Here is a 21,114-nt window from a genome sequence, read left to right on the forward strand (position 1 = left end):
CTTCGGCTCAGTGCGACCAGGATCGACAGAGCCGGATCCAGCGGTAGCCGTGACCGGACAGTTGCAGCTTGTCCAGCTTGCCGACGTCGTCGTAGTTGCGGTCGGCGAGCACGTCGATGGGCAGGTCCGCCTCGGGCTGAAGCTGGCTGAGGTCCACCTCGGCGTCGGTGGTGCCGAGGTTGTGCAGGAAGACCATCGTCCCCGTCGGCCCGTCGGCGCGGTGCGCCAGCACTCCCGGCGGCATCGGCACGTCGATGTGGGTGGTCGAGCCGCAGCCGATCTCCGGGGCTTCCCGCAGCGTACGGATCATCCGCTCGAACCAGGCCAGCAGCGAGGTCCGGTCCCGGCGCTGGAGGGTGACGTTCACCTTCTCGTACCCGAACTCGCCCTTGTCGATGACCGGGCGGACGAGCTTCTCCGGCTCCGCCGTGGAGAAACCGGCGTTGGGCTGGTTGGACCACTGCATCGGGGTACGGATGGCCTCCCGGCCGTCCAGCGACAGGTCCTCCCCCATGCCGATCTCCTCGCCGTAGCGCAGCACCGGCGTGCCGCGCAGCGAGAACTGCAGGGAGTACGCCAACTCGACGCGCCGCCGGTCGTTGCCCAGCATCGGTGCCAACCGGCGGCGGATGCCCCGGTCGTAGATGCGCATGTGCTCCTCGGGACCGAACTGCTCGTACACCTCGTTGCGCTGTTCGGCGGTGAGCCGGGACAGGTCGATCTCGTCGTGGTTGCGCAGGAACGTCGCCCACTGCCCGCCCTGCGGCAGTGCCGGGGTGTCCCGCAACGCCTCGATCACCGGTTCCGGGTCCTGCCGGGCCAGGGCCAGCATCAGCCGCCCGTTGAGCATGAAGTCGAAGAGCATGTGCACCCGGTTCGCCGAGCCGCCACGGTCGCCGAAGAAGGCGGGCAGGTTGTCGGGCTCGACGTTCGCCTCGGCCAGCAGGACCGCGTCCCCGCGCCGCCACTGCACGTGCTGGCGCAGCTCGGTGAGGAACTCGAAGTCCAGTTCCGGGCTCGGGTCGCCGGGCTCGGTGCGCTCGATGATGAACGGCACCGCGTCCATCCGGAAGCCGGCGACGCCGAGCTGGATCCAGAACGACATGATCTTCTTGATCTCGGCGCGTACCGCCGGGTTCATGGTGTTCAGGTCCGGCTGGAACTTGTAGAAGCGGTGGTAGTACCAGGCCTTCGCGGTCCGGTCGTAGGTCCAGGTCTCATGCTGTTCGCCGGGGAAGACCATGCCCTGGTGCCGGTCGGCCGGCTCCTGCTCCGACCAGACGTACCAGTCGCGGTACGGCGAGTCCGGCGAGGAGCGCGCGGACTGGAACCACGGATGCTGGTCGGAGGTGTGGTTCACCACCAGGTCGATGATCACCCGGATGCCCCGGTTGTTGGCCTGGTGCAGCAACTCGGCGAAATCGCCGAGGGTGCCGAACCGTGGGTCGACGTTGTAGAAGTCGGTCACGTCGTAGCCGTCGTCGTCGTTGGGCGACGGATGGATGGGGTGCAGCCAGAGGCAGGTCACCCCGAGCCGGGCGAGGTAGTCGAGCCGGCCGATCAGACCCCGGATGTCACCGACCCCGTCACCGTCGGAGTCCGCGTACGTGTCGATGTCGAGGCAGTAAACGACCGCCTCCGAGTACCACCTGTCAGACATGCCCCCGTACCTTCTCCCGGTCGGGACGTCGGCAAACCCGACTGGGTACGGTGCCGGCATGCGCAGCATCGATTGGTCCGGTGGCGAATGGCACGGCCGGCCCGTCCGGGTGGCCGAGGAACCGGACGGCACGCTGGCCGTCGAGCCGGGTCACGGCAGCGACCTGTGGCGGCACACCAGCTACGGCTTCCTGCACGACGACGCCCCCGCACTGCTCGCGCCGTTTCCCGTCGGTGCGGCCGTCGAGGTCGACTTCCGGCTGGCCTGGACCGGGCAGTTCGACCAGGCCGGCGTGCTGGTCCGGGTGAACGACCGGAACTGGGTGAAGGCGGGCGTGGAGGTCAGCGACGGCCAGCCCCAGGTGGGCGCGGTGGTGACCCGGGAAGTCTCCGACTGGTCGGTGGCACCGGTGCCGGACTGGGCGGGCCGGGAGGTGAGCATACGGGTCAGCCGCGCGGGTGACGCGCTCACCGTACGGGCCCGGGCCGCCGGTGAGTCGTGGCGACTGGTTCGGCTCGCTCCGCTGGCTCCCGACGCGGTGGCGGCGGCTGGGCCGTACTGCTGCTCGCCCAGTCGGGGCGGGCTCGTCGTGCGGTTCACCGGATGGCGCCTCGGCCCGGCCGACGAGGCGCTGCATCCGCAGGAGTGAGCCACAGCAGGCCCGGTGTGTGGGCGGCGTCGGCGGGTAAGAGCACTGTTTACCCCCGACCGCGAAAGGCATCATCATGGCGCTTGCCCAGGACGTCGACCCCACCCAGGTCGGCGGGCTGACCGGCTGGATCGCCGGGGTGATCGAGGCGAGCGGCGCGGTGGGGGTGGCCCTGCTGGTCGCCCTGGAGAGCATCATCCCGCCCATTCCGAGCGAGATCGTCCTGGCGATGGCCGGATACCTGGCCGGCGAGGGCGAGTTCAACGCGCTCGTGGTGACCGTGGCGGCGACCGCGGGCTCGGTACTCGGCGCGTTGTTCCTCTACTGGGTCGGCGCGGTCGTCGGCGAGGACCGCCTCAAACGGTGGCTCGACCGGTTACCCCTTGTCGATCTGGACGACCTGGAGAAGGCCGACCGGTGGTTCGAGCGGTACGGCCGCTGGGCGGTGTTCTTCGGCCGGATGGTGCCGGTGGTCCGCAGCCTGGTGTCGGTGCCGGCCGGGGCGAACCGGATGCCGCTCGTCGAGTTCGTCACGCTGACCACGCTGGGCAGCGGCATCTGGAACGGGATCTTCATCGGGCTCGGCTACGCCCTCGGCTCCCGCTGGCAGCAGATCGACCGCTACAGCTCCTGGTTCGACTACGGCATCCTCGCCCTGTTCGCCCTCATGCTCGCCACCTGGGTAACCAAGAAACTCCGCCGCCGCCACCACTCCTCCCCCACCCAAACCCCCTCCCGCTGACCGCCCCTGCACCCCCTACACCCCCTGCGCCAAGCCCAAGATCCGGGCAACTTCGGGGATGCTGCTGCCTCAGCCGGGCCTGAGACAGCAGCATCGGGGAAGTTGCCCGGATCTTGAGCGTGTCAGGGGAGGGTGCGGAGGTGGGGGAAGACGGTGCGGGCGAAGGTGTTGTTGTTGGTGATGTCCCAGTTGATGGACCAGGTCATGGCGCCGCGCAGGCCGGGGTAGGTGCGCGGTGGGCGGAAGCTGCCGCAGTTGGTGCCCCGGGTGAGGCAGTCAAGTGCGGCGTTGACCACGCTGGGCGCGACGATGCCGCCGCCGGCCGCGCCGGGACCGGCCGGCAGGCCGAGCCCGACCTGGTCGGGCCGCAGCCCCGCCTCCAACTGGATGCAGGCCAGCGCGACGATGAAGTTGACCGTCCCCTGGGCGTACGCGGCGTTGTTGTCGCAGCCGAGCATCGCCCCGGAGTTGTAGAACTGGGTGTTCACCACGGTCAGGATGTCCTTGATGTCCAACGCCAGCTTGAAGTAGCTGCCCGCCGGGTTCTGCATGTCGATCGTCTGCGGCGCCATCGCGATGATCAGCCCGCTGCCCACCTTCGCCCGCAGTGACCGCAGGGCCTGCGCCATGTACGTCGGGTTCAGCCCGTTCTCCAGGTCGATGTCGACGCCGTCGAAGCCGTAGCGCTGGATCAGGGCGTGGACACTGTCGGCGAAGGCCACCGCGGACGCCGAACTGTCGACCACGACCCGGCCGGTCTCGCCACCCACCGAGATGATCACCTTCTTGCCCCGGCTCTGGAGGGTCCGCACGTCGGCCGAGAAGTCGGCGTCGGTGTAGTTGCCCAGCGCGGCGGACAGGCCGGGGTCGATGGCGAAGCCAACCGCGCCGGGCGTGCCGGTCGCGTCGGCGAAGGCGACCGCCACCAGGTCGTACTCGGTGGGCACGTCACGCAGCCGCAGTTCGTCCGCCGGGTTGACGAAGTTGTGCCAGTAGCCGGTGAGGATGTGCTTCGGCAGCCCGGTGACCGGCGGCGGACTGGTCGGCGGCGGGGTCGTCGGAGGAGGCGTGGTCGACGGCGGGGTCGTGGGAGGCGGCGTGGTGGGTGGCGGTGTCGTCGGCGTCGTGCCGCCGGTGCAGGCCACGCCGTTGAGCTGGCAGTTCGCCGGCAAGCCGGAGCCGCTGCCGAGGAAGCCGAAGGAGACCGAGGCGCCGGGTGCGATGGTGCCGTTCCAGGAGCGGTTGGTTGAAGGTGTACCGCTGGCCTCTGGAGGTCAGCAGCGCGTCCCAGTAGGTGCCGACCGTGGTGCCGGCGGGCAGGTCGAAGGAGAGACTCCAGCCGTTGACCGTGGCGCCGCCGCCGTTGGTGATCGTGTACTTCCCCTCCCAGCCCGAGCCCCAGTCGGACGTCTTGACGAAGCTCGCGCTGACTCCGGCGGCGTACGCGGCCGGCGTCAGCGACACCGCGCCGAGCGCGGCGGCCAGTGCGCCGACCACCGACAGCACCAGGGTTCTGGACCGTTTCATCTGCCCCTCCAGCCCGGACGAAAATCCATGGACGTCAACCTGGCGCCTATTATTAAGAGTGTTAACTGTTCCTGTCCAGGGCCGGTCTGGACCAAACGGCACGACCCCCGGTCCCGCCGAAGGCGACGCCGGGGGCCGTGCCGCGCGGCTCAGCGGCGGAAGTGGAACCAGTTGACGTTCACGAAGTCGTTGGGCTGGCCACTGGTGAAGGTGAGGTAGACGGTGCGCCGTCCGGTCACCCCGGAGACGTTGCCGGGCACCGAACGCCAGCTCTGCCAGCCGCCGGTGTTGGCGATGGCGAAACTGCCGATGGGTGCGGCGGTCGGGCTGTCCACCCGCACCTCCACCAGGCCGCTGACGCCGGCACCCGCGCCGGAGGCGACCCGGGCCACGAAGTCGCGCGGCCCGCCGGAGCCGAACTCCACGTTGTCGAAGCGGACCCAGTCACCGTTGCGCAGCGCCCCGATGTTCTGTCCGCCCTCGGCACACGCCTCGACGATCACGCCGTTCTGGGCGTTGAAGGACTCGGCCTGGATGGTCGCGTACGCGTCCCGGGTGCCGCCCGGCGGCGGCGAGGTCGGCGGCGGAGTGGTGGGCGGCGGGTTGCTGCCACCACCCCGGCTGTAGACGGCGACGTAGTCCACGAGCATCGGCCGGCCGGGCACGGTGGCCGAGGTCGGCGTGGCGCTGCCGGCGACCCCGTTCGGGAAGGCCCCGCCCATCGCCACGTTCAGCAGCAGGAAGTAGCCGGCATGGCTGGTCATCTGCGACCAGTACGGCTCACCGATCCGGCTCTGGCTGACCGTGTGGTAGAGCTGCCCGTCGACGTACCAGCGCAGTTGCTGCGGGCTGACCGAGGCGTCCCACTCGAAGCGGTAGGTGTGGAACGCCGACTGGCAGGTGCTGCCGGGGCAGGCCCGGGAGGCGCCGATGCCGTTGAACTCGTCGCACGGACCGCCCGGTGCGACGCCGCAGTGCAGTACGCCCCAGACCGAGTTGAGGCCGTTGACGTTCTCCATCACGTCGAACTCGCCGATGCCCGGCCAGTTCTGGTAGTTGCCCCGGTAGGGCGAACCGAGCGCCCAGAACGCCGGCCAGTACCCCGACGCGGCGGCACCGGTGACGTTCGGCATCTGGATGCGGCCCTCGATGGCCAGCACTCCGCCGGCCGGGGCCTTGAAGTTGCTGCGGACGGTCTCGATGCGGGCCGAGGTCCAGCGACCGGCGCTGTCGCGCAGCGGGGTGATCCGCAGGTTGCCGGCACCGTCGTGGCTGACGTTCGCGGTGCTGTTCGTGTACGTCTGGATCTCGCCGGTGCCCCACTGCGGTGGACCACCCGGGTAGCTGGTGCCGGTGTCGATGATCCAGTTTCCGGAGGACGGGAGGGTGCCGGAAGCACCGGTGAAGTCGTCACTCCACACCAGGCTCCAGCCCGACGGGGGTGGCGGCACGGCCGCGTCCGCGGTCGTGCCGAGCCCGGCCAGGACGGTGGTGACGGCGGTGAGCAGGACCAACGCCAGCGGCAGCCGGCGTCGCACAGGCGGGGCGGCGGATGCCGCCGGGGCAGGTGTCATGGACGTGCCTCTCTGCGGGGACGGGTGAGAGAGCGCTCTCTCAGGAGTTGTACGTCGCCCTCGCGCAGTTGTCAATGTCGATCGATGTGACCGGTCCGGCGAGCGGACACACCACGGCACACCGGGCGGAGTTTCCCGGGACCACCACAGGGGGTAATTGCCGGCCGACCCGGTGCGGACGGACCGCCCGGCAGAAGTGGACGGTGGTAGTGATGGTCACGCAGGCGGCACCGGCCCCGGGCTCTTCGGCCGAGGCAACCGATCTGCTCACCGTGGGTGTCGAGGAGGAGTTCCTGCTCGTCGACCCGGACACCGGGGTGGCAGTGCCCGCGGTCGAGGCGGTCCTCGATCAGGTCCCCGCCGAGCTGCGCGGACAGGTCGAGCGGGAGTTCCAGACCAGTCAGATCGAGATCGGCAGTCCGCCAGGGCTGGAACTCTCCTCGATCCGGCACTCCCTCGGCCTGCTCCGCGCCTCGCTGGCCGACGCCGCCGAGCGGGCCGGCGCCCGGTTGCTGGCGATCGGCACCGGGCCGATCGACGGTCCGGTGCCCGCCGTGGTCGACAAGCCCCGCTTCGACCGGATGCTCGCCCGGTTCCGGCTGCTGGTCCCCGGGCCGGGCAACAACGGCATGCACGTCCACGTCGGAGTGCCGGATCCCGACGCCGGCGTACAGGTGCTCAACCACGTGCGGCCGTGGCTGCCGATCCTGCACGCGGTCACCGCCAACTCGCCGTTCTCCCGGGGGGCCGACACCGGCTACGCCAGCTGGCGCTCGATCGAGTGGGAACGCTGGCCCTCGGTCGCGCCGACGCCCTACCTGGTCAACCACGAGCACTACCAACGGCTGATCCGGCAGCTGATCAGCAGCGGCGTGATGCTCGACGAGGGGATGCTCTACTGGTACGCCCGGCTGTCCGCCAAGTACCCGACGGTGGAGTTGCGCATCGGTGACGTCTGCCCGACCGTCGACGACGCGGTCCTGGTCGCCGCGCTGGTCCGTGGGCTGGTGGCGACCGCGCTCGACGACATCGCGGCCGGGCGGCCACCGCTGCCGACCGACCATCACCTGCTGGTCGGCGCGCACTGGCGGGCCGCCCACGACGGGTTGGAGGGTGAGGCGGTCGACCTGTCCAGCGGCGAGCTACGGCCGGCCTGGGACCTGCTGCACCAGCTCGTCGGACGCCTCGGGCCGGCGCTGGAACGCCACGGCGACCTGGCCGAGGTGACCAGCCTGTTGGAGGGGCTGCGCCGGCACGGCAGCGGCGCCCAACGGCAGCGTTCGGTGTACGCCCGGACCGGACGGTTGGAGGATGTGGTGACGGACGTGGCACGCCAGACCCGGGGCGGGGACCCGGCCTGAGGAAGGAGGTGACGGTGTGACGGAACGGCTGATCGTCATCGGTGGGGATGCCGCCGGCATGTCGGCCGCCGCCCAGGCGCGCCGCCGCCGGGGCCCGGACGACCTGGAGATCGTCGTGTTCGAACGGGGGCACTTCACCTCGTACTCGGCCTGCGGAATCCCGTACTGGATCAGCGGCCTGGTGACCGACCGGGAGCAGCTGGTGGCCCGGTCGCCGAAGACGCATCGCGAGGACTACGCCATCGACGTGCGGATCCGGCACGAGGTGGTCGGGATCGACCTGGACCGCCGCGAGGTGGTCGCCCGCGACCTGGACGGCGGCGGCGACGTCCGCGAACCGTTCGACAACCTGATGTACGCCGCCGGGGCGGTGCCGAAGAAGCCGGCCTGGGCGCGCACCGACGCCGCCGGGGTGTTCGGGGTGCAGACCCTGGACGACGGCTCGGCGTTGCGCGGTTGGCTGGAGGCCGACCCGCGGCCCCGGCGGGCGGTGGTGGTCGGCGGCGGCTACATCGGTGTCGAGATGGCCGAGGCACTGGTCCGTCGTGGGCTGTCGGTCACCCTGGTCGAGCGCGACGAGCAGCCGATGTCGACCGTCGACCCCGACATGGCCCGGCTGGTCACCGAGGCGATGCGCGGGCTGGGCGTGGACATCCGCACCGGCGTACAGGTCACCGGCCTGACGGAGCACGACGGCCGGGTGAGCGAGGTGGTCACCGACGACGGGCCGATCCCGACCGACCTGGTGGTGCTCGGTCTCGGGGTGCGCCCCAACACGGAGCTGGCCGTCGCCGCCGGCCTGCCGCTGGGACCGAGCGGCGGGATCCGGGTGGACCGCCAGATGCGGGTGTCCGAGGTGCCCGGGGTGTGGGCCGCCGGGGACTGCGTGGAGACCCTGCACAAGGTGAGCGGCATGCCGGTGCACGTACCGCTCGGCACCCACGCCAACAAGCAGGGCCGGGTCGCCGGGATCAACATCGGCGGCGGGTACGCCACCTTCGCGGGGGTGATCGGCACCGCCGTGACCAAGGTGTGCGATCTGGAGGTGGGGCGCACCGGGCTGCGGGAACGCGAGGCGCGGATGGCCGGGTTCGAGTTCGTCTCGGTGATCGCGGAGTCGACGAACCGCGCCGGCTACTACCCTGGCGCCCGGCAGATGACGGTGAAGCTGATCGCCGAGCGCCCGAGCGGGCGGCTGCTCGGCGCCCAGATCGTCGGCTGGTCCGAGGCGGCGAAGCGGATCGACACCCTGGCCGTGGCGCTGTGGAACAAGATGACGGTGGACGACATGACCGCCCTCGACCTCGGCTACGCCCCGCCGTACGCCCCGGTCTGGGACCCGGTGCTGGTCGCCGCCCGCAAGGCCGTGGACGCGCTCGCCCGCTGACGGCGCCGAGGGTGGGGATTCTGTCGGTGCCGGGGGTTAGCGTGTGCGCGCCGCCCGGTCAGGGCCGACGCGAACCCCTCGGAGGAGCCCCATGTCGCAGGAGACGACCTACCTCGAACTGTCCGAAGTGGACGGTGCGGCGCACAAGTTCTACGAGGTGGCGGTCGACGACGCCACGATGACCGTGCGCTATGGGCGGATCGGCGACCAGGGCCAGGTCAAGACCACCGGCTACCCCGACAACGCCCGGGCGCGGGCCGCCGCGGCGAAGAAGATCGGCGAGAAGATCCGCAAGGGGTACGCCCCGGCGGTGCCCGGCGTACGCCAGAAGCGGTCCGTCTCCCGGCGACAGATCGTCAGCACCCGCTCCACCGCCCGCACCGCCCCGGTGCTCTGGCGGTACGACTCCGGCGCACCGGCCTTCGGCATCTTCGTCGACGGGCGCACCTGCATGGTGGGCAACGAGCGGGGGGTGATCACCACCCTCGACCACGATGCCCGGGTGCTGGACCAGGTCCGCCTGCCCGACGGGGTCAAGTGCATCGTCGCCGACGACGCCTGGATCTACGCCGGCTGCGACGACGGCAACGTCTACGACCTCTCCGGCAAGATCCCCCGGGTGGCGTACGCGATCGTGCCCGACATCGACATCTACTGGCTCGACATCCACGACGGCGTGCTGGGTGTCTCCGACGCCGACGGCGGGATCGCCGCCATCGACCACGAGGACGAGTTCCTCTGGCGGCGGGCCGGGCGCGGCCGGTCGGCCTGGATGGTGCGTTGCGACGCCGACGCCGTCTACCACGGCGACTCGACGGGAGTGAGCGGCTACGACTGGCGCACCGGCCGCGAGCTGTGGCACACCCGCACCGGCTCGGTGCTCTTCGGCTGGCAGGAACGCGACGCCGTGTTCGCCGGCACCGCCACCCGCGAGGTGGTCCGGATCGGCAAGGACGGCGGGTCGGCGCTGCGCACCTACCGGGCCGACGCACCGGTCTTCTCCTGCGCCACCGCCGCCGACGGCCGCTACGTCTTCGCCGGGGACAGCCAGTCCTCGATCTACTGCTTCGCCGCCGACGGCACCCGGCTGTGGAAGCTCGGCACCGGCTGCGGGTCGGCCTACTCCATGCAGTACCACGACCAGCGCCTCTACGTGGTGACCACCAGCGGCCACCTGGCCTGCATCGACGCCAGCGAGCCCGCCATCCGGGCGGCGGAGGCGGGCAGTGTGCCCGACGTGGTCGACGTCAAGGCGCCGGCCCGGTTGCCGGAGCCGGCGGCGGTGACCCAGGTCGAAGTGGTCGCCGACACCGGCGGCGGCGTGGTGGTGGAGTGTGTCGAGCAGGGTGGCCGGCTGCGGGTGCACGTGCTGTCCGGCGGCTACCACCGGGACTGGTCGGTGCAGTTCCCCAAGGGCATCCGCGAGCCGGGCGCGCGCTACCTGGTCACCGAGGTCCGCGAGTCCGGCCGGGGCGGTTTCTACCGGGCGTACGGCGACATCCGCCGGCTCCGCTGATCTCCGTTGTGGCGGCCGACCGGGCTCGGCCATCATGATTCGGTGAGCGGCGTGCTGCGCGTCCCCGACGGGTTGACCTGGCTGCACGGCATGCCGGCTGGGTCGGAATGGCTGGCCGGGTTGCCCGGCCGGCTGGCCACCTGCGCCCGGCGCTGGTCACTGCGGCTCGGGTCACCCTTCGGGTACGCCTGCGCCTCCCTGGCGGTGCCGGCCGAGCTGCCGGACGGCACCCGGGCGGTGCTCAAGGTGCAGTTCCCCGACGCGGAGAGCGAGCACGAGGCGACCGCGCTGCGCCGCTGGGACGGCGACGGTGCCGTCCGGCTGCTCGCCCACGATCCCGACCTGCGGGCCCTGCTGCTGGAACGCTGCGACCCCGGCACACCGCTGCACGCGGTACCGCTCGACGAGGCGCTCGACGCCGTGGTGGCGCTGCTCCCCCGTCTCTGGGTACCGGCCGGTCAGCCGTTCCTGTCGTTGGCGGAGGCCGCCGCCGGTTGGGCGGCCCGGCTGCCGGTCAAGTGGGAGCGGGCCGGGCGGCCGTTCGAGCGGCGGCTGGTCGACGCCGCGCTCGACCTGCTCGGCGGGCTCACCGGCAGCCAGGGTGACCAGGTCCTGGTCAACCAGGACCTGCACGCCGGCAACGTGCTGCGCGCCGAACGCGAGCCGTGGCTGGTGATCGACCCGAAGCCGCTGGTCGGCGAGCGCGAGTTCTCGGTGGTTCCGATGGTGCGCGGCACCGAGCTGGGTCACTCCCGGGCAGCGGTCCGTCGCCGCCTGGACCGGCTCAGCGCCGAGCTGGGGCTGGACCGGGACCGGGTACGCGGCTGGACGATCGGGCAGACGATGGCCTGGAGCATCGACGGCGACCGGGTCTTCACCGACCACGCCGACGTGGTCCGCTGGCTCCTCGACTGATCCACATCTCGGTCAGACCTTGGTCGGGCACGGCCCGTGAAGGGCTCTTCAATCCCATGACTGAGATTCCCCCGAGCCCCGCAATCATCGATGTCATTCGATACGGAGAGATTCCTACAGCGGTTTGTGTAGGTCGCCGTCCCGCTCCGGTTTATCCGCCGATCGTAGGTTTCTCGCAGTCATCCAGAAAGGAGATCATCGTGATTTCTGCGTTCGAACGGCTGGGCACCGTCCTGCTGAACCGGCTGGTGCCGTCGGCGACCGCTGCGGCCGGACCGTGCAGTTGTGAGCCCGGCACCTGGTGGTGCTGCAATGCCGGCACCAGTGGCAACTACTGCTACTGCGAGGCGAACAACGGCACGTGCTACGTCCGGTACGGCTTCACGCTCGAGTGCCCCCCCTGCACCGGTTGCTGACACGGACCACTGACGGGTTCCGGTCGTACGCCGTCGCGAAACGGCGTACGACCGGAACCCACGGCCTCACCAACGACACAGTCCGGATCGATTCTCTCGGAGGTCATCCCATGCTCTACCTCACGGCCGCTGTAGTTCTCATCGGCGGGTTGAGTCTGCTCAATCTCGCCCTGTCGGCAGCGATCATCCGGCGTCTGCGGGACCAGCCGACCAACGGCGGGCAGGCCGGCGCGCAAGGCATTCTCGCTGCCGGGGAAGCCGTACCGCAGTTCCGCTCCCGAACGCACGACGGACAACCGGTCACCCTGACCGACATCGCCCCCGGCACCGTCGTGGCCTTCTTCTCTCCTACCTGCATCCCCTGTCAGCAGGCACTGCCCGGCTTCCTGGAGCAGGTGGCAGGCGACCGGGGAGCGCCCGTCCGGTCGCTGGCCGTCGTGGTGGGTCCGGCGGACCAGGCCGACGACATGGTGTCGCGACTGGCGCCTGTCACCCGGGTAGTGCTGCCCACCGATTCCGAACCGCTCGTGCGGGCCTTCGAGGTGACCGGCTTTCCCGCGTTCTTCCTGATGGACGACGATCACGTCGTGCGTGCGAGCGGGCACAGCCTCTCGGTGCTGCCCCTCGCCGTCGCGGCTTGAGGATCGGCCACGGCCATGACCAGAGATTCGGTAGGCACGGTGCGTACCGGCGGGGCGGCGCTGCGCCTCGGATGGCAGAGCGCACCCGTCCCGCTGATCGCCTACACCGTGGTCAGTCTGCTCCTGGCCGGTGCGCCGACCTGTACGGTCTGGGTGACCAAGCTGGCGATCGACGAGCTGAGTGACCCGGCCGCCACCCGGTCCCGGGTGGTCGGACTGGTGGCCGTCCTGGCGGCGGTCGGGGTGGTGAGCGCGACGCTGGTGCCCTGCAGCAGGTACCTCCAGGCGCAGATGAAGCGCGCGATCGCCCTGCACGCGCAGGACCACCTGTTCGAAGCGGTCGAAAGGTTGGGCGGGCTCCGCCGGTTCGAGAACCCCGAGTTCCAGGACCAGCTCCGGCTGGCACAGGCCGCGTCGTCCAACGCCTCCAGTCAGGTAGTGGCCAACCTCGTGAGCATCGCGACGGCTCTGCTCACGGTGACCGGTCTACTGGCGGCGCTCGCGGTCATCAGCCCGGTCATGGCGGTCGTCGTGGTGGTCGCGGTGACGCCGGTGGTCCTGGCCGAGATCTCGGTGGCCCGGCGGCGTGCCTCGGTGGCCTGGACACTGAGCCCGAGGGAGCGACGGGAAACCTTCTACGCGAGCCTCCTGACCAACGTCCAGGCGGCCAAGGAAGTGCGGTTGTTCAAAATCGGGCAGTTCCTGCGGAACCGGATGTTCCAGGAGCGGCGCACGGCGAACTCCGCCCACCGGGAGGTGGACCTCCGCGAGTTGCGGGCCCAGACCCTGCTCGGTGTCTTCACCGCCACGGTCGCCGGGGGCGGCCTGCTCTGGGCTGGCATGCAGGTGCACGCCGGCCGGCTCACGATCGGGGACCTGAGCTTGTTCCTGTCGGCGGTCGTGGGCATTCAGGCCGCGCTCGCCAGTATGGCGGGGACCATCGCCAGGACCCACCAGGAGTTGCTGCTGTTCGGCCATTACCGGATGGTGACGACGGAGGGACCGGACCTGCCGGTGGCGCCCAGGCCGCGTGCCGTCGGAGCATTGCGCCGCGGCCTTGAACTTCGGGACGTGTGGTTCCGGTACGCACCGGACCAGCCGTGGGTGCTGCGTGGTGTCACCATGTTCATCCCGCACGGCCAGGAGGTCGCCCTGGTAGGTCGCAACGGCAGCGGCAAGAGCACGCTGATCAAGCTCCTGTGCCGTCTCTACGACCCGGAGCGGGGGACCATCTGCTGGGACGGTACCGACATCCGGCAGTTGGACCTGGGCCAGCTGCGGAACCGGATGAGCGCGGTGTTCCAGGATGCGATGCACTACGACCTCTCCGCCGCCGAGAACGTCGCCGTGGCAGACATCGATCATCTGCACGATCGGGAGAGGATCCACCGGGCGGCCCGGTTGGCGGGTATGCACGAGACCCTCTCGGCGCTGCCTGCCGGCTACGAGACCATGCTCACGCGGATGTTCTTCGGCCCGGACGACGCGGACGATCCGAAGACGGGCGTACTGCTCTCGGGAGGCCAGTGGCAACGCCTCGCCCTGGCCCGGGCCCTATTCCGGGACCGGCGTGATGTCATGATCCTGGACGAACCCGTCTCCGGTCTCGACGCGGTGGCCGAGCGTGAGGTCCACCTGGCGGTACGGCGGTTCCGGGCGGGTGCCACCAATGTGTTGGTGTCGCACCGGATGGGCTCGCTCCGCGACGCCGACCTCATCATCGTGCTGGCCGGCGGCGAGGTGGTCGAGCAGGGCACCCATGATCAACTAATGGCGGTCGGGGGACAGTACGCCGAACTGTTCACCGCGCAGGCGCAGGGTTACGTCGGTTCGACGGCGTCGGTCACGTAGGAGGATCTGATGTCTGGGTATATCAGCATCACCTGTAGCAGCGCGCTGGCGATGATCTTCGCAGTGTCCTTCATCAGCAAGGTTCGCAGTCCGGCGGCTTTCGGCTCCTTCGTCACCGGGCTGAGCGAGATGCGGCTCGTGGCAGCCTCGGTCGCGCGTCCACTGGCCGTCGCCGTGGTCGCCCTCGAGGCCGCGGTGCCGCTGCTGCTTGCGGTGCCCGGCTGGCGTCCGGCCGGCCTGGCCCTCGCCGGCGGCCTCCTGACGGCGTTCACCGCGGCCATCGCCCTGGTGCTCCGGCGTCAGGTCGCCGCGTCCTGCCCGTGCTTCGGTTCATCGACCCGACCGGTCGGGCGCCGGCAGCTGCTGCGTAACGTCCTGCTGGTCACGGTTGTGGTGTCGGGCTTCGTCACCGCCGACGGACAGGCGCGGCTCGACACCGGCGCCGTGGCCGTAGCGGTGGCCGTGGCCATCGTGCTGGCGCTCGCCGTCATCCTCAGTGAGCGTCTGCCCGAGTTGACGCAAGCGGCGGACGGATCGCGGCGATGACTCTGATCCTGCTGCCCGGCACCCTGGTGGTCGTCGGCGGTCTCCTGGCCCTGGCCCGCCGGCTACTGGTGATGGTCCATGTGGTCGGCCCCAGTATGCAGCCCACACTGCGCGAGGGTGACCTGGTGCTCGCCGTCCGTCGGTCCCCCACGTCTCTGACTCCGGGCCGCATCGTGGTGATCGAACAGCCGCCGCCGTGGCGAACCGTCGACTCTCCGCTCGGGCCCGCTGGTGGCGGTCGTCCGGTTCCCGCCGGCGACGCCGTCGTGCGCCGGCGTTGGCTCATCAAGCGGGTCGCGTCGGTGCCCGGGGGGCCGGTGCCGGCGGAGCTGAACACCCTCGGCGCCAGGGTGCCGGCTGGTCACATCGTCGTACTCGGGGACAACCCCGGTCGAAGCGACGACTCCCGTCGCTTCGGGTTCCTGCCGCTGGACGAGGTCCGCGCCGTCGTCGTTTGGCACCCCGCAGGCCATCGCCGTGTGCCACGGCCGCTCCGCTCGTGACCGGTCAGTGGCCGGCATCCAGCCGGTCGGCGGGCGCAGACGCCGCGTCGATCACCAGACCTCCTGCCCGCCGATCCGGGCCGACGGGTCGTCGGTCGCCGGGTCGGTCGCCGCGAGCAGGGTCTGCCGGCGGACGACGTCGGGCACGACGAAACCCCTTCCCTGCGGCCTGACCAGATGAAAGTCCAGCAGGGTGTCGACGGCCCCGCGATCGATGCGGGTGCCTGCCCCGGGCCCGGTCAGTGTGCTGATCGCCAACTCCTCGAGCCACCTGCCGAGCGCACTCAGCTCGATCAGGGCAGCGCTGGCGTGGCACTCCGCCGCCCGGAGTTCGGTGAGGGCGATGGCCACCGGTTCTGCCGAGCGTTGTCCGTCGAAGCGCAGGTCGTCGAGGATTCTGGGATCGGAGCGGACCCTGTCGTACAGGTGCTGGATCGGGGCGCTGTGCGACTGCCGCGTCAGATGCCTGCCCACCGCCTTGAGCGCTAGCGGAGCGCCGTCACAGAGGTCGAGAAGCTTACGGGCCGCCTCCGGTTCGGCGCGGATCCGCTCGTCACCGACGAAGTTCCGCAGCACCGCCATGCCGTCGGTCGGTGGTAGCGGGCCGAGAGTGACCCGTTCGCTCACGATCCCCAGGTCCAGGAGCCGACAGCTGGTGATGATGGCGGCGGAACCCGGATAGGCCGGTAGGAGATATCCGACCTGCCAGGCGGACACCGCATTGTCGATCAGGACGAGGATGCGCCTGCCGGCCATGCTGCTGCGGAGCAGGGCGGCCGCCTCGGAGACGGTGGTGAAGGGCGGATGGTCCAGGCCGAGCCCCCGCAACAGAGCCCGGATCACGGTCAGCATGGCCGCCGGATCGCTCGGCTGCCCGAACTCCCGCAGGTCGACATAGAGCTGACCGTCCGGGAACCTGTGCGTGACGGTGTGCGCCACTCGCCGGGCCAGTGCCGACTTGCCGGTGCCGGGAGGACCGGTCACCGAAACGACGATCGGCCCCGGGGCGCCACCCTGCAGGGCCTGCTCGATGCGGCGGGAGTTCAGTTGGCGGTCGACCAGGTCGACAGGTGGCGCGGGGATCTGTCGCGGAATCGGCAACGTGCCGACCGGTGAGCCGTCCGCTCGGCGTACCGGGGCGTCCACCAGCTCCGGATCGTGGCGGCGCAGGGCGGGGTCGCGGCGGAGGATCGCCCGGTGCAGGTCGGCCAGTGCCGGCCCCGGCTCGACGCCGAGCTGCACGGTCAGCACCTTGCGCGCCTTCTCGTAGCTGGCCAGTGCCTCCGCCGTATCACCGCAGCCGTACTGGGCCAACATCAGGTAGCGCCAGAGGCTCTCTCGCAGGGGTCGTCCGGTCAACTCACCCATCAGCTCGGGCACCAGCTCGGCATGCCGTCCGAGTTCCAACCACAGCCGGACCCGCTCCTCCACCACGAGCATCCGTTGCTCGTCCAGAGTCAGCAGCGCGTTGCCCAACCAACTCTCGCGTGGCAGCCCCTCACCTGCGGATCCGCGCCAGAGCCGGAGGGCCTGGGTGAGTTCAGCTGCGGCGTCGTCGACTTTGCCCGCCGCCCGCTTCTCGCGGGCGCTCGTCACGAGCGCCGCGAACATCGTGGCGTCCACCTGTTCGGACGGGACCTTGAGCAGGTAACCGCCCTCGGTCGCGAGTAGGGCGACCGCCGGGTCACCGCCGTGCAGTCGTCGGCGGAGGCCGGTGACGTACGTCCTGACGTTGTCCCGCACAGACACGGGCGGATCCAACGGCCAGAGCGCGTCGACGATCCGGTCCATCGACACGGGAGTGTTCTGGTTCAGCGCGAGCGCTGTGAGCAATTGCTTCGGTTTGATTCCCCGTAATGTGAGCGAGCGGTTGTCGTGCACGATGACGACCCTGCCCAAAATTCTCAATCCAACCCGCATTCAGTGCCCCCGATTGCTCACTGTCTCAGGTCATCGGACTCGTGGTCGTCGCCCCAGCTCGATTGGCTGGCATGCGGCAGCAATGATGTGCGGCATCGAAACCGACCACTGACGTGTTACGAGCGTATGACGCCGCCTGCCATTCCGCAATCGCAGCAGAAATTGCTTGACACACGGACACGGTGACCTGCGGGAGCCTCCCGGGTGGGTGTTTCAAGATCATGTGTGAGCCCGAGGAGGACAGCCCCGTAAAGGGCAATTCCGGACCAAGATTCACACCGGTCGGGTCAGGACTGGCAGGTGGGGCACCAGTAGAGGTTGCGGGCGGTGATGGTGCCTCGGCTGATCGGGGTCCGGCAGACGTGACAGGGCTGGCCGGGGCGGCGGTAGACGTAGACCTCTCCCCCGTGCCGGTCGACGCGGGCCGGACGATCCATCGCCTCGGGCAGGTGGGCGGCGCGGACGGTGTCGATCCGGCCGGTGCCGACCGCGAGCGTCATCAGTTCCACCAGATCGGCCCAGAGCACCTCCCAGCCGGCCCGGGTCAATTCCCGACCGGGCAGCCTCGGCGACAGACCGGCGCGGAACAGCGCCTCGGTCACGAAGATCAAACCGGTGCCGGCCACCACCGTCTGATCCAGCAGCAACGCCGCGAGCGGCGTCATGCTGCGCGAGATCCGGGCGTACGCCCGCTCCGGATCGGCGTCGGCGCGCAGCGGATCCGGTCCGAGTCGCGCCCGGAGCGCGGCCACCTCGGGCGGGCTGAGCAGTTCACAGGCGGTCGGCCCGCGCAGGTCGAGCCAGTGCCGGTCACTCGTCAGCCGGAGCCGGATCTGCCCGACCGGCTCCGGCGGCTCACCGGCACCGTCGGCGACCTTGCCGTAGAGGCCGAGGTGCACGTGCAGCGTCAGCTCATCGGCATAGTGGTGCAACAGGTGCTTGCCGTACGCCTCGGTGCCGTCCAGCACCGTGCCGGAGATCGTGGCGGCACCGTCGGCGAAGCGGCCCTGCGGGCTGGCGGCGTGCACCTTGTCCCCGGCGAACAGCTCGGCATGCCGGGCCGCCAGGCGATGAATCGTGTGTCCCTCTGGCACGGCGCCAAGCGTAGCCAGCGGTTGGCGCAGCAGTCTCCGGCCGGCCGGCGTCCGCCGCGCCCACCACCCGCGCGGTCGCGACCCTCGACGGCGCGCGTGGCAGCGCGGGCCAGGCCACCGGCTTCCGCACCTGCCACGCGGGTTGTCAGCGCGTGCCGCGTCGCACCTCGGCGACGAAGGCCGCCCAGGCGACGGGGGCGACGGTGAGCACCGGGCCGTGCGGATCCTTGCTGTCGCGGACGGCCACCACGCCGGGCAGATTGTCGGCCACCTCGACGCAGTCGCCGCCGCTGCCGCCGCTGCGGCTGCTCTTGCGCCAGACGGCACCGGCAAGGTCAGGCATGATGCTCCTCGATGATCGTCTGGACGAGTTTCTCCGATTCTGCCGCATCCGGCGCGAGCGTCTCCAGGTCGGACCAGACGTGCTCGAAGGCGGTCACCTCCGCCGGCTTGTCGAGGTAGAGCGCGCCGGTGATGTTCTCCAGGTAGACGGTGGTCGGCTCGGTCGACGCCCGGCCGAGCGGGCGCGGGAAGTCCAGCAGGACGAACGTGCCGGTCTCGCTGGCCAGCGGCGGGCCGGCGGCCAGCGGCAGCACCCGCAGCGAGACGGTCGGCAGCGCGGCCACGTCGAGCAGGTGGCGCAACTGCTCGACCATCGCCCGCCGGTCGGGGATGGTGCGGCGCAGCACGGCCTCGCTCAGCACCACCTTCAGCGTGGGCGCGCTGGGCAGCCGGCGGACCAGGATGTGCTGACGCTGGAGGCGTACCGCGACCAGTTTCTCCCGCTCGTCAACTGTCATTGTCGGGTTCTTGCGGCGAAAGAGTTCGGTGGCGTATTCCCGGGTCTGGAGCAATCCGGGGATCAGCTCCGAGTCGTACCGTCGAATCAGCGCTGCTGACGATTCCAGGCCGACGTAGAGCGAGAACCACGGCGGCACCACGTCACCGTAGGAGTGCCACCAACCCCTGGCACGAGTTTCCTTCGCGAGACCGGCGACGATCGCCCTCATCTCGTCGGCGACGCGATAGAGATCGCACATGGCCCGGGCGTCGACCACGCGTACCGGCACCAGCCCCTTCTCGATGCGCCATATCTTCTGCCGCGAACAGTCAAGCGCCTGCGCCGCCGCGTCGAGCGTGACGGCGGCGTCCTCGCGGAGCTGGGTGAGCAGCCGCCCGAGCTGACGTCGCGGCACCGTGGAACCGACTGTTTCATCCGTCATGCAACATCACCGCTCTCCTGGTGCAACATCCGCCGTTCCCTGCCACGACTAATTCGCTCGCATTCATCGCGCACCAATTTCAAGTCAGGCTATTGGCGAAGCGACGCATTGCGCAAGGTACGCGACCGAATGCATCCTGGGACAGAATTTCCCCGGACCGGAAATGGCCGGCAATGGCGTCCCCGAGAGGATTCCCATGACCACGCACGGGCCAGTACTGCCCACCTGGAGCTGCGCCGGATGCGGCCGACCCTGGCCGTGCGCCCGACGCCGCATCGAGCTGCGCGCCGAGTACGACCGGGCGCCCGTGTCCCTGGCGCTCTACATGGGTTCCTGCCTCGTCTCCGCCAGCCACGACCTGAGCTGGTCGACCGCCGGCACACTGCACCGCCGGTTCCTCGGCTGGCTGCGGTGAGCCCACTCCACGCCGGTGACCTGCTGCGTCTGACCCGGTCCGCCAGCGTGCAGTTTCACCGTCCGATCCTGTTCCGGGTGATCCGCGAGCTGGGCTGGACCACCTACGACGGATGGTTCTGGCTGGACGGGTACCAGCTCGACGAACGAGGTCAGGCCGTCGCCCGCCGCGAGGTGTTCCTTCGCCGGGCCGGCGTCACCCTGCTCCGCCCCGCACCCCGGCGGGTCGCTCCCCGCCCCGGCGCAACCCTCGACTCCCCCGCCGCTCGGCAGGCCCGGCAGAGGACCGCTACTCGACGGTAGGGACTGTCCTCGGGATTCTGGTTCAATTGCCGGTCGGGCCGTCGGCACGGGCGGGCAGCACGTCGACTCGATGGGGCGGTGAGTCGTGACGGATCGGATGCGCCGCGCGGTGGTGATCGGCAACAGCGACGGGATCGGACTGGCGTTCACCCGCCGACTGCTCGCCGACGGCTGGCTGGTCACCGGGCTGTCCCGGCGCGACAACCCGATAATCGTCCCGACGTACGCCCACCACACCGTCGACGTCACCGCACCCGACTATCCCGAGGTGCTGGGCAAGGCGATCGACGAACTCGGCGGGGTGGACCTGTGCGTCTACGCCGCCGGCATCGGCGAACCCGTCGACCCGGCCGACCTGGACGCGCAGACACGCACCTTCGAGGTCAACCTGATGGGCGCGGTACGCACCGCCGCCGTGGTGGTGCCGACGATGCTCGCCGCCGGCGACGGGCACCTGATCGGGATCTCCAGCCTGGCCGACCGGCTGGTCTCCGGCGAGGCACCCGGCTACGCCGGTTCGAAGGCGGGACTGTCGTCGTACCTGATGGGTCTCTCGGCGGCCCTGCGCCGGCACGGCGTGCACGTGACCACCGTGCGGTTCGGCTTCGTCGACACCAAGCTGGCCAAGGGCACGTTCCGACCGCTGATGCTCCCGGTCGACCGGGCCGTGGAAGTCCTCGCGCACTGCGTCCGCAACCGCCCGGTCCGCGTCTCCCGCCCCCGCCGCCTCGCCCTGCTCACCGCAGCCCTGGCCCCCCTCACCCGCCCCCACTGACCCACCCACAAACCCACCCCAACCCCCACCCCGCGCCCCCCACGCCGCCCGCGCCGCCCGCGCCGCCCGCGCCGCCCGCGCCGCCCGCGCCGCCCGC

Annotated in this window: 20 protein-coding genes and 1 pseudogene; 14 read left to right on the plus strand and 7 right to left on the minus strand. The window is 70.5% G+C overall.

Features of this window, described 5'->3' with window-relative positions; all coding sequences use genetic code 11:
- Nucleotides 1-7: 7 nt before the first annotated feature.
- Nucleotides 8-1,660 (minus strand): alpha-amylase family protein, encoded by a 1,653-nt coding sequence (locus O7605_RS04810; protein WP_269738091.1) that lies wholly within the window; start codon nt 1,658-1,660, stop codon nt 8-10.
- Between the two features lie 58 nt (nt 1,661-1,718).
- On the opposite strand from O7605_RS04810, the gene O7605_RS04815 reads away from it, so the two are divergent.
- Together O7605_RS04815 and O7605_RS04820 are read left to right on the plus strand one after the other, a co-directional pair.
- Entirely contained in the window at nt 1,719-2,309 is a 591-nt protein-coding gene (locus O7605_RS04815) for a DUF1349 domain-containing protein (protein WP_269738092.1), read from the plus strand.
- 76 nt (nt 2,310-2,385) lie between these two features.
- A complete protein-coding gene (locus tag O7605_RS04820; protein ID WP_269738093.1) occupies nt 2,386-3,051 on the plus strand; it encodes a DedA family protein in 666 nt (221 codons plus the stop codon).
- A gap of 122 nt (nt 3,052-3,173) precedes the next feature.
- Here the strand turns inward: O7605_RS04820 and O7605_RS04825 are convergent.
- Together O7605_RS04825 and O7605_RS04830 are read right to left on the minus strand one after the other, a co-directional pair.
- Nucleotides 3,174-4,578 (minus strand): annotated as a pseudogene (locus O7605_RS04825) (chitinase).
- A 149-nt stretch (nt 4,579-4,727) separates the two neighbouring features.
- Nucleotides 4,728-6,152 carry a carbohydrate-binding protein gene (locus O7605_RS04830; RefSeq protein ID WP_269738094.1) on the minus strand — a complete coding sequence of 475 codons (1,425 nt, stop codon included), beginning with the start codon at nt 6,150-6,152 and terminating at the stop codon, nt 4,728-4,730.
- A 212-nt stretch (nt 6,153-6,364) separates the two neighbouring features.
- On the opposite strand from O7605_RS04830, the gene O7605_RS04835 reads away from it, so the two are divergent.
- The 9 genes from O7605_RS04835 (at nt 6,365) to lepB (ending at nt 15,288) form a co-directional block, all read left to right on the plus strand.
- Nucleotides 6,365-7,513 carry a carboxylate-amine ligase gene (locus tag O7605_RS04835; RefSeq protein ID WP_269738095.1) on the plus strand — a complete coding sequence of 383 codons (1,149 nt, stop codon included), beginning with the start codon at nt 6,365-6,367 and terminating at the stop codon, nt 7,511-7,513.
- A gap of 16 nt (nt 7,514-7,529) precedes the next feature.
- Nucleotides 7,530-8,900: an FAD-dependent oxidoreductase gene (locus tag O7605_RS04840; protein ID WP_269738096.1), complete on the plus strand. Its 1,371-nt coding sequence runs from the start codon at nt 7,530-7,532 to the stop codon at nt 8,898-8,900.
- Between the two features lie 91 nt (nt 8,901-8,991).
- Nucleotides 8,992-10,416: a WGR domain-containing protein gene (locus O7605_RS04845; RefSeq protein ID WP_269738097.1), complete on the plus strand. Its 1,425-nt coding sequence runs from the start codon at nt 8,992-8,994 to the stop codon at nt 10,414-10,416.
- 42 nt (nt 10,417-10,458) lie between these two features.
- Complete coding sequence (locus O7605_RS04850; protein WP_269738098.1) at nt 10,459-11,331, plus strand: aminoglycoside phosphotransferase family protein; 873 nt, start codon at nt 10,459-10,461, stop codon at nt 11,329-11,331.
- Nucleotides 11,332-11,531: 200 nt separating this feature from the next.
- Nucleotides 11,532-11,747: a hypothetical protein gene (locus tag O7605_RS04855; RefSeq protein WP_269738099.1), complete on the plus strand. Its 216-nt coding sequence runs from the start codon at nt 11,532-11,534 to the stop codon at nt 11,745-11,747.
- Nucleotides 11,748-11,857: 110 nt separating this feature from the next.
- Nucleotides 11,858-12,388, plus strand: coding sequence for a TlpA family protein disulfide reductase (locus O7605_RS04860; protein WP_269738100.1), 531 nt, complete (start codon nt 11,858-11,860; stop codon nt 12,386-12,388).
- Nucleotides 12,389-12,403: 15 nt separating this feature from the next.
- Entirely contained in the window at nt 12,404-14,239 is a 1,836-nt protein-coding gene (locus O7605_RS04865) for an ABC transporter ATP-binding protein (RefSeq protein WP_269738101.1), read from the plus strand.
- 9 nt (nt 14,240-14,248) lie between these two features.
- Nucleotides 14,249-14,785 carry a MauE/DoxX family redox-associated membrane protein gene (locus O7605_RS04870; protein WP_269738102.1) on the plus strand — a complete coding sequence of 179 codons (537 nt, stop codon included), beginning with the start codon at nt 14,249-14,251 and terminating at the stop codon, nt 14,783-14,785.
- Nucleotides 14,782-15,288, plus strand: a complete 507-nt coding sequence (lepB, locus tag O7605_RS04875) for a signal peptidase I (protein ID WP_269738103.1) — start codon at nt 14,782-14,784, stop codon at nt 15,286-15,288. Before O7605_RS04870 ends, lepB begins: the two co-directional genes overlap by 4 nt.
- Nucleotides 15,289-15,339: 51 nt before the next feature.
- Here lepB and O7605_RS04880 read toward each other — a convergent pair whose 3' ends face one another.
- The 4 genes from O7605_RS04880 to O7605_RS04895 all read right to left on the minus strand — a co-directional run bounded on the left by O7605_RS04880 (nt 15,340) and on the right by O7605_RS04895 (nt 19,525).
- Nucleotides 15,340-17,121 carry an AfsR/SARP family transcriptional regulator gene (locus tag O7605_RS04880; RefSeq protein ID WP_269738104.1) on the minus strand — a complete coding sequence of 594 codons (1,782 nt, stop codon included), beginning with the start codon at nt 17,119-17,121 and terminating at the stop codon, nt 15,340-15,342.
- 374 nt (nt 17,122-17,495) lie between these two features.
- On the minus strand, nt 17,496-18,302 hold the full coding sequence (locus O7605_RS04885; RefSeq protein WP_269738105.1) for an Fpg/Nei family DNA glycosylase: 807 nt from the start codon (nt 18,300-18,302) through the stop codon (nt 17,496-17,498).
- A gap of 145 nt (nt 18,303-18,447) precedes the next feature.
- On the minus strand, nt 18,448-18,645 hold the full coding sequence (locus O7605_RS04890) for a DUF397 domain-containing protein (RefSeq protein ID WP_269738106.1): 198 nt from the start codon (nt 18,643-18,645) through the stop codon (nt 18,448-18,450).
- A complete protein-coding gene (locus tag O7605_RS04895; RefSeq protein ID WP_269738107.1) occupies nt 18,638-19,525 on the minus strand; it encodes a helix-turn-helix domain-containing protein in 888 nt (295 codons plus the stop codon). Before O7605_RS04895 ends, O7605_RS04890 begins: the two co-directional genes overlap by 8 nt.
- A gap of 196 nt (nt 19,526-19,721) precedes the next feature.
- Here O7605_RS04895 and O7605_RS04900 point away from each other — a divergent pair, with 196 nt between their 5' ends.
- From O7605_RS04900 to O7605_RS04910, 3 genes are all read left to right on the plus strand, one after another.
- The gene (locus O7605_RS04900) at nt 19,722-19,940 is read left to right on the plus strand and encodes a hypothetical protein (RefSeq protein WP_269738108.1); all 219 of its coding nucleotides are present in this window, start codon (nt 19,722-19,724) and stop codon (nt 19,938-19,940) included.
- The gene (locus tag O7605_RS04905) at nt 19,937-20,242 is read left to right on the plus strand and encodes a hypothetical protein (RefSeq protein WP_269738109.1); all 306 of its coding nucleotides are present in this window, start codon (nt 19,937-19,939) and stop codon (nt 20,240-20,242) included. The genes O7605_RS04900 and O7605_RS04905 overlap by 4 nt, the downstream gene beginning before the upstream one ends.
- A gap of 85 nt (nt 20,243-20,327) precedes the next feature.
- On the plus strand, nt 20,328-21,017 hold the full coding sequence (locus O7605_RS04910; protein WP_269738110.1) for an SDR family NAD(P)-dependent oxidoreductase: 690 nt from the start codon (nt 20,328-20,330) through the stop codon (nt 21,015-21,017).
- The last annotated feature ends 97 nt before the right edge of the window (nt 21,018-21,114 follow it).

The sequence above is a fragment of the Verrucosispora sp. WMMA2121 genome, from assembly GCF_027460185.1.
In the GTDB taxonomy this organism is placed as follows: Bacteria; Actinomycetota; Actinomycetes; order Mycobacteriales; family Micromonosporaceae; genus Micromonospora; species Micromonospora palythoicola.

What these genes read in the sequence shown, in the direction of transcription:
- O7605_RS04810 (WP_269738091.1), bottom strand. Translation starts at nt 1,660, where the DNA reads ATGTCTGACAGGTGGTACTCGGAGGCGGTCGTTTACTGCCTCGACATC.
- O7605_RS04815 (WP_269738092.1), top strand. Translation starts at nt 1,719, where the DNA reads ATGCGCAGCATCGATTGGTCCGGTGGCGAATGGCACGGCCGGCCCGTC.
- O7605_RS04820 (WP_269738093.1), top strand. Translation starts at nt 2,386, where the DNA reads ATGGCGCTTGCCCAGGACGTCGACCCCACCCAGGTCGGCGGGCTGACC.
- O7605_RS04830 (WP_269738094.1), bottom strand. Translation starts at nt 6,152, where the DNA reads ATGACACCTGCCCCGGCGGCATCCGCCGCCCCGCCTGTGCGACGCCGG.
- O7605_RS04835 (WP_269738095.1), top strand. Translation starts at nt 6,365, where the DNA reads ATGGTCACGCAGGCGGCACCGGCCCCGGGCTCTTCGGCCGAGGCAACC.
- O7605_RS04845 (WP_269738097.1), top strand. Translation starts at nt 8,992, where the DNA reads ATGTCGCAGGAGACGACCTACCTCGAACTGTCCGAAGTGGACGGTGCG.
- O7605_RS04860 (WP_269738100.1), top strand. Translation starts at nt 11,858, where the DNA reads ATGCTCTACCTCACGGCCGCTGTAGTTCTCATCGGCGGGTTGAGTCTG.
- O7605_RS04865 (WP_269738101.1), top strand. Translation starts at nt 12,404, where the DNA reads ATGACCAGAGATTCGGTAGGCACGGTGCGTACCGGCGGGGCGGCGCTG.
- O7605_RS04870 (WP_269738102.1), top strand. Translation starts at nt 14,249, where the DNA reads ATGTCTGGGTATATCAGCATCACCTGTAGCAGCGCGCTGGCGATGATC.
- lepB (WP_269738103.1), top strand. Translation starts at nt 14,782, where the DNA reads ATGACTCTGATCCTGCTGCCCGGCACCCTGGTGGTCGTCGGCGGTCTC.
- O7605_RS04890 (WP_269738106.1), bottom strand. Translation starts at nt 18,645, where the DNA reads ATGCCTGACCTTGCCGGTGCCGTCTGGCGCAAGAGCAGCCGCAGCGGC.
- O7605_RS04895 (WP_269738107.1), bottom strand. Translation starts at nt 19,525, where the DNA reads ATGACGGATGAAACAGTCGGTTCCACGGTGCCGCGACGTCAGCTCGGG.
- O7605_RS04900 (WP_269738108.1), top strand. Translation starts at nt 19,722, where the DNA reads ATGACCACGCACGGGCCAGTACTGCCCACCTGGAGCTGCGCCGGATGC.